This is a genomic window from Bacteroides cellulolyticus, assembly GCF_025567135.1.
Classification (GTDB): domain Bacteria; phylum Bacteroidota; class Bacteroidia; order Bacteroidales; family Bacteroidaceae; genus Phocaeicola; species Phocaeicola cellulolyticus.
The window spans coordinates 87,249-98,369 of record NZ_JAOQJJ010000012.1; the positions used below are offsets into that span (position 1 = coordinate 87,249).

The 11,121-nt window shown below is 41.4% G+C and carries 9 protein-coding genes; 7 read left to right on the forward strand and 2 right to left on the reverse strand.

The window, feature by feature from the left end; translation table 11 throughout:
• Positions 1-13 precede the first annotated feature (13 nt).
• The 4 genes from OCV82_RS11135 (at position 14) to OCV82_RS11150 (ending at position 5,003) form a co-directional block, all read left to right on the forward strand.
• Positions 14-2,353 (forward strand): glycoside hydrolase family 3 N-terminal domain-containing protein, encoded by a 2,340-nt coding sequence (locus tag OCV82_RS11135; protein WP_154044455.1) that lies wholly within the window; start codon positions 14-16, stop codon positions 2,351-2,353.
• A gap of 107 nt (positions 2,354-2,460) precedes the next feature.
• Complete coding sequence (locus tag OCV82_RS11140; protein ID WP_154044456.1) at positions 2,461-3,084, forward strand: IMPACT family protein; 624 nt, start codon at positions 2,461-2,463, stop codon at positions 3,082-3,084.
• A gap of 88 nt (positions 3,085-3,172) precedes the next feature.
• On the forward strand, positions 3,173-4,189 hold the full coding sequence (locus tag OCV82_RS11145; protein WP_154044457.1) for a L,D-transpeptidase: 1,017 nt from the start codon (positions 3,173-3,175) through the stop codon (positions 4,187-4,189).
• Between the two features lie 160 nt (positions 4,190-4,349).
• Positions 4,350-5,003 carry a murein L,D-transpeptidase catalytic domain family protein gene (locus OCV82_RS11150; protein ID WP_262543553.1) on the forward strand — a complete coding sequence of 218 codons (654 nt, stop codon included), beginning with the start codon at positions 4,350-4,352 and terminating at the stop codon, positions 5,001-5,003.
• Here OCV82_RS11150 and OCV82_RS11155 read toward each other — a convergent pair.
• Positions 4,998-6,107, reverse strand: a complete 1,110-nt coding sequence (locus OCV82_RS11155; protein WP_262543554.1) for a sensor histidine kinase — start codon at positions 6,105-6,107, stop codon at positions 4,998-5,000. The two genes, OCV82_RS11150 and OCV82_RS11155, sit on opposite strands and share 6 nt — an antisense overlap.
• Before the next feature lie 181 nt (positions 6,108-6,288).
• Positions 6,289-7,656, reverse strand: coding sequence for a sigma-54-dependent transcriptional regulator (locus OCV82_RS11160; protein WP_154044459.1), 1,368 nt, complete (start codon positions 7,654-7,656; stop codon positions 6,289-6,291).
• A 209-nt stretch (positions 7,657-7,865) separates the two neighbouring features.
• On the opposite strand from OCV82_RS11160, the gene OCV82_RS11165 reads away from it, so the two are divergent.
• The 3 genes from OCV82_RS11165 to OCV82_RS11175 are packed head-to-tail and all read left to right on the forward strand — an operon-like array spanning position 7,866 to position 11,060.
• Positions 7,866-9,341: a TolC family protein gene (locus OCV82_RS11165; RefSeq protein ID WP_154044460.1), complete on the forward strand. Its 1,476-nt coding sequence runs from the start codon at positions 7,866-7,868 to the stop codon at positions 9,339-9,341.
• Positions 9,342-9,361: 20 nt separating this feature from the next.
• Positions 9,362-10,609, forward strand: a complete 1,248-nt coding sequence (locus OCV82_RS11170) for an efflux RND transporter periplasmic adaptor subunit (protein WP_154044461.1) — start codon at positions 9,362-9,364, stop codon at positions 10,607-10,609.
• Positions 10,610-10,661: 52 nt separating this feature from the next.
• Positions 10,662-11,060, forward strand: a complete 399-nt coding sequence (locus OCV82_RS11175; protein ID WP_154044462.1) for a hypothetical protein — start codon at positions 10,662-10,664, stop codon at positions 11,058-11,060.
• The last annotated feature ends 61 nt before the right edge of the window (positions 11,061-11,121 follow it).

The window sequence follows — 11,121 nt, forward strand, 5'->3', positions numbered from 1 at the left end:
ATAATTGATAAATATGAATTTTAAAAGATTACTTTTAGTTTCGTCCATTATAGGAAATGCTGCCTGCCTCGTTCAGGCGGCAACTCCTGCAGGTTTGACGAAAGATGCAAATATTGAGAAAAAAGTTGAAGCCACACTGTCACGAATGACTTTGGATGAAAAAGTAGGACAGATGACAGAGCTTTCTATCGATGTCCTTGGTAGTGTAGTTGAAGGGGAATTCAAACTCGATAAGGAGAAAGTAAAAAATGCAATTGGAAAGTACAAAGTCGGATCTGTACTGAATGCTCCCGGGCCTGTTGCACAGAGCCGTGAGAAGTGGAAGGAAATTATCGGCTATATCCAGGAAGTATCAATGAAGGAGATAGGTATTCCTTGTATCTATGGTCTTGACCAGAATCATGGTACCACATATACACTTGGCGGAACACTTTTCCCGCAGAATATTAATCTTGGAGCTGCATTCAATCCTGAACTAACATACGAGTCGGCTGTCGTGACTGCCTACGAAACGCGTGCAAGTAATTGTCCGTGGACCTATTCGCCTACAGTCGATATGGCAAGAGATCCTCGCTGGTCACGTGTTTGGGAAAACTATGGTGAAGATTGTCTTATTAATGCCATAATGGGAAGCGAAGCTGTCCGAGGCTTCCAGGGAGATGACCCTAACCATATTCCAGAAGACCGTGTAGCGGCTTCTGTTAAGCACTACCTTGGTTACAGTATGTCGCGTACTGGTAAAGACCGTACTCCGGCTTATATATCTGAATCTGATTTGAGAGAGAAGTGTTTTGCTCCATTCAAGGCTTGTGTTGAGACTGGTGCGCTTACTATTATGGTGAACAGTGCTTCTATCAATGGTGTGCCGGTACATGCCAACAAGCAGTTGCTTACAGAATGGCTTAAAGAAGATTTGGCATGGGACGGGATGTTGATTACAGACTGGGCTGATATAAATAATCTTTATACTCGTGAAAAGGTAGCTGCCAACAAGAAGGAAGCAATAGAAATTGCAATCAATGCGGGTATTGATATGGCTATGGAGCCTTATGATCTTGATTTCTGTACACTGTTGAAGGAATTGGTAGAAGAAGGTAGAGTTCCTATGAGCCGTATAGACGATGCTGTTCGTCGTATTCTTCGTCTGAAATATCGTTTGGGACTTTTTGACAATCCTAACACTGATTATAAGGATTATCCTAAATTCGGAAGCAAGGAACATGCCGCAATCGCACTCAAAGCAGCTGAAGAATCAGAAGTGTTGCTGAAAAACAAGAATAACATATTACCATTGGCAAAAGGTAAGAAAATCCTTGTGACAGGTCCTAACGCAAATTCCATGAGATGCCTTAACGGCGGATGGAGCTATACATGGCAGGGGCATCTTGCCGACCGCTTTGCAGGCGAGTATAATACCATCTACGAAGCTGTAAGCAACAAGTTTGGCGCTGATTTGGTAACCCTAGAACAAGGAGTTACATACGTTGCCGAAGGAGCGTATTACGAAGAAAGCACTCCTGAAATAGAAAAAGCTGTGGCTGCAGCAAAGAATGTAGATGTAATCATCGCATGTATAGGCGAAAATTCATATTGCGAGACTCCTGGAAATCTGGCAGACCTTGCAATCTCTGAAAACCAGCGTAACCTTGTTAAAGCTCTTGCTACGACAGGCAAGCCTATTGTTCTTGTAATAAATGGCGGTCGTCCACGTGTTATAAGTGACATTGAACCTTTGGCAGACGGTGTAATTAATATCTTGTTGCCTAGTAATTATGGTGGAGATGCATTGGCAAATATCCTTGCCGGTGATGCAAATCCAAGTGCTAAGATGCCATATACATATCCAAGAAACCAAGCTGAACTTACTACATACGATTATCGTGTAAGCGAGGAAATGGATAAGATGGAAGGTGCATACGATTATGATGCTGTAATTTCTGTTCAATGGCCTTTCGGTTACGGTTTGAGTTATACTACTTTCGATTACAGGAATCTGCGTGTGAACAAAGATACTTTTACTGAAAACGAAAAACTGGAATTTACAATAGACGTTACAAATACTGGAAAGATTGCAGGTAAAGAAGTTGTAATGTTGTTCAGCAGCGATTTGGTAGCATCGCTCACACCAGAGAATCGCAGACTGCGCGCATTCAAGAAAGTGGAATTACAGCCAGGTGAGACCAAAACTGTAACATTGACTATCAAAGGAAGCGATCTTGCTTTTGTAGGTGCTGACGGAAAATGGATACTTGAGAAAGGTGATTTCCGTATGCAGGTAGGAAATCAAGTCTTGAATATTAAATGTTCTGATACACATAAATGGGAAACTGCTAATATCTGTGTTAATAAATAGCATTGTCTGATTACTTTTAACGAGCCTGGTCATTTTGAAATGGCCGGGCTTTTTTGTTTGTAAACATTAAATAATTACCTTTGCATTATCATTCAAAACATCACAAAATGCAGCAGGAAGATACATATAAGACCATAGAGGGGATTTCCGAATCAATTTACACAGAAAAGCGAAGCAAATTCATAGCCATAGCTCTTCCGGTCCGTACACTTGGGGAGATAAAGACATACCTTGAGGAATATCAGAAGAAATATTATGATGCCCGTCACGTGTGTTATGCCTATATGCTTGGGGATGAAAGAAAGGATTTCCGTGCCAATGACAATGGTGAGCCTTCCGGTACTGCAGGACGTCCTATACTCGGTCAGATAAATTCTTTCGGACTTACAGATATTCTTGTTATTGTGGTGAGATATTTCGGAGGAATAAAATTGGGAACAAGCGGACTTATAGTCGCATACAAAACTGCTGCCGCTCAGGCTCTTGAAGAAGCTGTAGTGATAGAGAAAACTGTTGACGAGGATGTGTATTTTGCTTTTGAATATCCTTTTATTAACGATGTAATGAGGGTTGTGAAGGAAGAGGAGCCGGAGATTCTCGAACAGTCGTATGATATGGACTGTCTGATGAAGCTGAGAATCAGAAAATCTTCAATGCCTAAGTTGAGGGCACGTTTGGAAAAAGTGGAGACATTGCGTTTTATTGATGAAAATATAGATACAGAGGTTTAATAATTTATAATTATCAGAAATATGCTTTTACTATTTGTGAACTAATTTTAAAATACTATCTTTGTGCCAAATAGATAATCAATCGACTATGAAAGCATTTGTAATTTCTTTACTTCTTGTTTTTCTTGTTTCCGGATGCGAAATAAGAAAAGGTGAAGGTGTTGTCCCGCTGGAGAAGGTAGAGGAATTACTTGAAAGTATCACAATTACAGAACTGTTTAAGGAAAAGCCGATAGCTGCAGAAGACATAATAATCACCAAAGAACTTTTATTTGATAAATATACTCTTGAGGATGTTTATCCTTACAAGGACACTGTACGTTCCATAAAGTGGGATGTTATAAAGAAGTGTCTGGCATACGTCGAGAATATGGAACCCGAATCGGGTAAATGGTGTGTCATACAGAATTACAGAAACAGAAACGGTGAAGCTGCATTGGTCAGAAGGTTTGTCAGAAATGAATACAAGCGTGTATCTGATACTTTGGGAGTGGAAAGATATCAGTCTGTGCCTTTGTATCTGTTGTCAGATACCGTTACCCCCGAGCGTTATGGTCGTGACGGCTCTTTAGCTTCTGTTCTTGGAAGAAAAGGTGGATATATTCATATACGTTCTGCCACGTTCGATGACGAATGGTATGTTCCGGAAAGATATGTCAAGATGCTTTCCGATTCTACAAACTTCCATCATGTCGTTTTCGTTGACCGTGGGGATCAGAATATAACCACTCTTGAAAGAGTGGCAAAGGCAGAATGGAAGGTGAGAAGCATTAACCCTGCTACTACCGGACGTCATTACCCTCCATACGCTCAAGAGACTCCGCTTGGTATGTATCTAATTCAGGAAAAGAAACAGAAGATGATTTTTCTGAAGGATGGTTCGAGTGCAGTAGGAGGTTATGCGCCGTATGCAAGCCGTTTTACCAATGGGGCATATATACATGGAGTGCCTGTGAATGTTACTGCCACAAAGATGATAGAATACAGCTGGAGTTTGGGTACCACTCCGCGTTCACACATGTGCGTTCGTAATGCAACTTCGCATGCCAAATTTGTTTACGACTGGGCTCCGGTGCAGGAAAGCCTGGTTGTAGTAATTGAATGAATATTCGATATAACATTTCATTGAGTTTTTTAACTAACTGATTTTCAGATATATTAATATAAAGTGCTATCTTTGCGGCTGAATTTTTCATTGATTTTTGATAATGCGCAATATATTAATATCTATATTTCTTGTTTGTTCCGGCTTTGTAGTTCCTGCCATGGCACCGTCTTTTGCCAGTGGTATGCTTGTACATTCTCCTTCAGAGGTTGACGAATGTGCCAATCTTTATGAATCTATGCAGCTTGATGGAGTTGTCAATTATAAGGCTTTTCGTCAGGCTGTAGAAGGATACAGGAAAATCGAAAACCGTCATCGTGATATTCTTACCCTTATAGATTTCTCCAAGCCCTCGACAGAGAAGCGTCTCTATGTATTTGACATGAAGAACCGCAAGATGCTTTTCAACTCTCTTGTATCGCATGGCAGAAACAGCGGGGAGAACTATGCCACATCATTCTCAAACGAATATGGTTCTTATAAAAGCTCTTTGGGATTCTATCTTACTGAGACTACCTATAACGGAGGTAACGGGTATTCGCTTATCCTTAATGGACTGGAAAAGGGGATAAACGATAAGGCAAAGGAACGTGCCATAGTGGTTCATGGAGCATCTTATGCCAATCCTTCAGTGATAAAGGGCGGTGGTCGCTTGGGTAGAAGTCTTGGATGTCCTGCGCTTCCTCAAAAGATTTCCAAACCAATTATTGATGCAATAAAGGGTGGAAGCGTGATGTATATTTATGCCGAGAAACCTGAATACTTCGCACAGAGTGAGATTCTGTCTGATGTGACTGACGGAAAGAAATCATGATTTTCCCATTATAATCGTAAATACTGTTCCGTAACCGACTTTTGATTCTACATTTATTAATCCGTCGTGCAGGGTAATTATCTGCTTGCAGAGGCTTAAGCCTATACCTGAACCGTTTGGTTTAGTGGTGAAGAACGGAACGAAGATTCTTTCCTTTACTTCAGGTATAATGCCTTCTCCGTTGTCGGATATGGTGAATTTTATAGAATCGTTTTTGTGATATACGGCTGATACTTCTATTCTAGGATTTTCTGTTTTTCTGCATGCTTCAATAGCATTCTTTATAATGTTCAGAAATACCTGTTCCAACTGTGCCCTGTCAGCAGATAGAGTCATATCATTGTCTTCCAGAGTAAAATGTATATAATCTGTAGCTGTAAGTCCTTCGATGTCCTTGAAAAAGTCATAAACTTTTATTTCGCTTTTTACTGGTGCTGATATTCGTGTAAGTTTTCTGTAGTTGTCAACAAATTCCATCAGTCCCTTACAGCGACGGTTTATTATTCCCAGTCCCTGAGAAATATTTCTCTGGGTACTTTCGTTTATCGGGAATTCTACGCTTCTTTCTTGCAGAGTGTCCGACAATGAAATGATAGGGGTAATGGAATTCATAATCTCATGCGTTAGCACCCTGATGAGCTTTTGCCATGCTTCCATTTCGTTCTTTTCCAGTGCAGAATGGATATTGCTCATGCTCACTATGAATTGTTCCTGCCCGTGAACGGAAATCCTGGTACATGAAACAGATAAATCAAGGGTTGATTCCTGCTTCTTTCTGTGTACTATCTTTTCCTTATTGTTCAGTGCATCCTGAATATCTTCCGGCAGTTTGAATACCTCCGGCCCTAAGATATTCTTTGCTGACTTGTTCATCCATATAATTCTTCCGTCCTTATATGTAGAGATTACGGCGGTATCTACACTGTTCATTAGGTTCTTGTAGTACTGGTATTTCGTCTCGTCTTCCATGGCAGAGCTTTTCAGGTCCTTTATGATGAACGTCAGAGTCTCTGCCAGTTCAGATATCTTCCTGTCCTTGAAAGGGGGAGTTATTATACTGCTTGTATCTTTCGATTTCAGGCATTCTATGGCTTTCCTTATCATCTTTGTCTGTTTGTTCTGCAGCCGGTATATGTTTATTATTACGAGCAGACATAAAACAGAACAAAGTAGACAGGAAAAAACGAGTTTAGTATGCATACAGTAAACCGTTCCTGCCATACACAGAAACAGCGCGACCGTATTTGTCAATATGTAGATATTGAATCTTCCCATACCTGATGAATTAGAGTTGTAGTTTGTCTATTTTTCTGTAAAGTGCGAATCTGCTTATACCTAAAAGCTCGGCAGCCATAGTGTAATTCCCGTTCGTTACCTTTATGGCTTTTTCTATCGCCTTTCTTTCCAAAGCCTCAAGGTTCAGTTCCTCGTCCGGCAGGCTTTTCTGTTCCTTGGTATTATGTGCGAAGATAAAGTCGTCGGTACGCAGCGAACTGTTGTCGCTCAATATTACAGCCCTTTCTATTATGTGCTGAAGTTCTCTCACATTTCCTGGCCATGAATATTTCATGAGTTTGTTTTTTGCGTCCCTGTTGATGCTGGAGATTTCTTTTCTGTACTTCCTGTTGTATATCTTCAGGAAATGCTCTGCTAGCAGGATTATATCGTTTCCTCTTTCCCTGAGTGGTGGAATGTGAAGCTCAATGGTGTTTATGCGGTAGAGGAGATCCTGGCGGAACTTTCCTTCGTCTATCATGGATTGAAGGTTTGAGTTGGTGGCGGATATCAGACGTATGTCTATCGGTGTATGTTCCACTCCTCCAAGTCTTGTGATATACCTTTTCTCCAATGCAGTGAGCAGTTTTGCCTGCATTGGCAATGACAGGTTTCCTATCTCATCAAGAAACAGTGTACCTCCCGATGCCATTTCCATTCTTCCCGGTTTTGACTTTCTTGCGTCTGTAAACGCGCCTTTTTCATATCCGAAAAGCTCACTCTCGAACAACTGTTCGGGTATGCTCCCAAGGTCTATGGTGATAAAACTTTCTCCGGCACGTGGCGAAAGGTTCTTCACCATACGTGCCACCATATCCTTACCCGTACCGTTCTCGCCTAAAATCAAGATGTTGGCATCCGTCTCAGACAGTCTGTATATCGTGTCCTTCAACTTTCTTACGGCCGGAGATTCTCCTATGAAGTCCGAAATCGGCGATTCGTTTCCCATAGCCGATACCTGTTCGCGCAATCTGTTGATTTCTTTGTTCGATTTGCTAAGTTTTATTGCAGACGACAGTGTGGCAAGCAGTTTCTCCTTTTCCCAGGGTTTTGAGATGAAGTCGGTTGCACCTGCCTTTATAGCCCTGACAGCCTTTTCTGTGTCGGCGTATGCTGTCATGAACACCACTACAGCTTTAGAGTCAATGCTTAATATTTGTTCCAGATATTCAAACCCCTCATTACCGCTTATTGCGTCGCGGCAGAAATTCATATCCAGAAGTATCACGTCCGGACTGAAAGTTTCCATGAAGTGCTTTATCCTCGATGGCTGAGTAGTTACCTTAATCTTTTCCATATATGGTTCCAGCAGAAGATTTAATGCAAACAGCACATCTTCATTGTCGTCTATTATAAGTATTTTTCCTTTGTCTTCCATGTTATTATCGTGTTTTTGCAAATATAATATTTAAAACAATGTGTTGTATGTGCGTTATCACACGTTTTTTGTGCGTAAACGCACGATATAGCGAATGATTTACTTCTTCTAAACATCTGAAAAATAATGATATAGCATAATGGCATAGTTTTTGATTTTAATATACCGGATAAATTATTTTCATTTAACTTCATTGACTTACAGTTGCCATGAAACGAATAAGAATATTTCTGACTTTAATTTTAATAGTTTGTACCGGAGGCATTGCCTATGCAGGTGATACAAACAGAAAACTTACGCTCACTCTCGAAGATGCCATATCGATGGCACACGATAATTCGCCGGAGGTACAGGCTGCAAGACATACATACCGTGCAGCCTATTGGAATTACCGTTCTTTCCGTGCCAACTATCTGCCGTCGGTAAGTCTGATTTCCAATCCATATCTTAACAGGCAGATTAACAAGATTACCCAGCCGGATGGAACTGAACAGTTCATCCGTCAGAATAATTTGAGTACCGACCTTGGATTGCAGATTAGCCAGAATGTATCTTTCACGGGTGGTAACTTTTTCGTACAGACCTCTACACAGAGGATTGACGAGTTTGGAAGCAATGGCAGAGCGTATAACACTCAACCGTTTTCAATAGGTTACACTCAGTCGCTTTTCGGATATAACTATCTGAAATGGGACAAGCGTATCGAGCCTGTGAAATACCGTGAGGCATGCAAGACTTATGCGGAGACTATGGAACTTATTGCGTCAAGAACATGTCAGCTTTTCTATGCCCTTGCCTCGGCACAGACCAATCTTAATATAGCACGTTCCAACTATGCTTCTGCCGATACATTGTACAGATATGCTCGCGGAAGATATAACATAGGCAGTATCACCGAAAATGAGATGCTTCAACTTGAAGTGAACAAACTGAATGAGGAAACAAACATGATGAATGCCGGAATAGAAGTTGAAGATGCCATGCTAACACTGCGTTCTTTTCTCGGAATAAATGACGATGCGGAGATAGAAGTTATTCCTGCAGACAGCATATACTATTTTAATGTACCGCTTGATGAGGCTCTCAGACAGGCGTACGAAAACAGTCCGGATATCGACCTGTATAAAAGGCAGAAACTCGAAAGCCGCAGTCAGCTTGCATCAGCTAAAGCGTCAAGAGGTTTGAAGGCTGACCTGTATTTGCAGTTCGGCCTGTCACAGACGGCAGACATTTTTAAGGATTCGTACAGAAATCCGCTCGACCAACAGTATGTGAGTCTTTCCATAGCAATACCTATATTGGATTGGGGACGAGGCAAGGGAAAAGTGAAAGTGGCAAAATCGAATGTGGAACTGGTGGAGACACAGGTGGCTCAGGCCATGACGGACTTCGAACTGAATGTCAGGAAAATGGTACGCCAGTTCAATCTTCAGTCGCAACAGGTAAGTGTCGCACGAAAAACGGAACGCACTGCCACGAAGCGTTACGAAGTGGCTCTCAAACTTTATCTTATGGGTAAATCATCTATACTTGATTTAAATGCGGCGACAACTGAAAAAGACTCTGCACTCCGTAACTACATATCAGCTATGCAGACATACTGGACTCTATACTATGGTCTGCGCAGTATAACACAGTATGATTTTATGAATAAATGTCCGATATGGCATAATCTTGAATTCTGATAATAAAAAACATTACATCTATGGATATAAAACTAAAGAAGAAACCCTGGTACATACGCTACAAGTACAGGATAGCAGGCGGGGCAGTAATCCTTGCCGGGATAGTTTATGTGATAGTTCTTGCGTCCGGTCCTCGCCGGTTGCGGATAGACATCGACAAAATACAAATTTCGGAAGTTACGGACTCGGATTTCATGGAGTATGTTGACGTAGAAGGCATAGTACAGCCCATTATGACCATTATGGTGAATGCGCGCGAAGCCGGGAATGTAAACAGCATCGTAGCCGAAGAAGGAAGACTGATGAAGAAAGGAGATACGATATTGATACTCTCCAATCCGAATCTGATGAGAGATATCGACGACCAGCGTGATGATTGGGAAAAACAGATGATAACTTACCGCGAGAAAGAGCTTGAAATGGAGCAGAAAACTCTAGTCCTGAAGCAGCAGACACTGGAAGCCGAATACGAACTGAATAAAATCAGGAAAAGTTTTGCCCTCGAAAAAGAAGAATACGAAATGGGAATACGCAGTAAGGCACAACTTGAAGTGTCGCGCGATGAGTATGAGTATAAGACGGAGTCCACACGACTTAAATTGCGCAGTCTTCGTAGCGATTCTGCCATGACAGTTATCAGAAAAGAACTTCTGAAGAACGATTATGACAGGGAACAGAAGAAACTCCAGCGCAGCCTTGAAAGAATAAATGACCTGGTAGTGCGGGCACCGGTGGACGGGCAGTTGAGTTTTGTGAAAGTAACTCTCGGTCAGCAGGTAGGAGCGGGAGAGAACATTGCCGAAGTAAAAGTCCTTGACCAGTTTAAAGTGCACACTTCGTTAAGCGAATATTATATCGTCAGAATAACAACAGGACTACCGGCTACTGTATCTAATCAGGGAGAGAAATATCCTTTGAAAGTCACAAAAGTAGTTCCAGAGGTGAAGGACCGTATGTTCGATGTCGATCTGGTCTTTACCGGAGATATGCCGGACAATGTCCGCCTGGGTAAGAGCTTCAGAGTACAGATAGAGTTGGGACAGCCGGAGCAGGCAGTTGTAATTTCGCGCGGTAATTTCTACCAGCATACAGGCGGCAGATGGATTTATAAGCTCAGTGATGACAAGACACGGGCATATAAAGTGCCAATAACCATTGGCCGTCAGAATCCGCGTCAATATGAAATAACCGAAGGTTTGCAGCCCGGTGATTGTGTGATTACGTCAGGATATGATAACTTTGGCGATGCGGAGGAACTGGTGTTTTAGTTAAAAATACAAAGCGTCTCGGTATTATTTATTTGAAAAAGGAATTTGAAGTATGAAAACTATAATTTATGCATGGCGTTTTCTGGTACGCCTTAAATCTTACACAATAATAAATATTGTAGGTCTGTCGTTAAGTCTGGCATGCTGTATCATATTGCTCCGTTACATAAACAGTGAATTGTCTGTTGACGATAACTGTGTGGACAAGGACTCTGTTTACGGAGTAAAATTCGTGTTAGATGGAGTAACTTATGGATTATCTATTGCGGAGTTGGACGGGCTAGATAGTATGTACGTAGATAAAAGATATATCAGCGGACGTGCCCAACTCACTATTTTGGAGCAAGATTACGTAGAGTATGAAGGTGAGCGCTATATTATGAACGGAATAGTGGCGGATAATGAATTCTTTAAAATAGTTCCTATGTTTAAAATCGGAAGTGACGGATAACATAAGATAGCACTAAAAAAGCTATACCATTATAGTTAACTTTGTATATAAGAGAAAAACA

Coding starts and splice junctions, on each gene's coding strand:
- OCV82_RS11135 (WP_154044455.1), top strand. CDS start 14: ATGAATTTTAAAAGATTACTTTTAGTTTCGTCCATTATAGGAAATGCT.
- OCV82_RS11140 (WP_154044456.1), top strand. CDS start 2,461: ATGCAGCAGGAAGATACATATAAGACCATAGAGGGGATTTCCGAATCA.
- OCV82_RS11145 (WP_154044457.1), top strand. CDS start 3,173: ATGAAAGCATTTGTAATTTCTTTACTTCTTGTTTTTCTTGTTTCCGGA.
- OCV82_RS11150 (WP_262543553.1), top strand. CDS start 4,350: ATGGCACCGTCTTTTGCCAGTGGTATGCTTGTACATTCTCCTTCAGAG.
- OCV82_RS11155 (WP_262543554.1), bottom strand. CDS start 6,107: ATGATAAGGAAAGCCATAGAATGCCTGAAATCGAAAGATACAAGCAGT.
- OCV82_RS11160 (WP_154044459.1), bottom strand. CDS start 7,656: ATGGAAGACAAAGGAAAAATACTTATAATAGACGACAATGAAGATGTG.
- OCV82_RS11165 (WP_154044460.1), top strand. CDS start 7,866: ATGAAACGAATAAGAATATTTCTGACTTTAATTTTAATAGTTTGTACC.
- OCV82_RS11170 (WP_154044461.1), top strand. CDS start 9,362: ATGGATATAAAACTAAAGAAGAAACCCTGGTACATACGCTACAAGTAC.
- OCV82_RS11175 (WP_154044462.1), top strand. CDS start 10,662: ATGAAAACTATAATTTATGCATGGCGTTTTCTGGTACGCCTTAAATCT.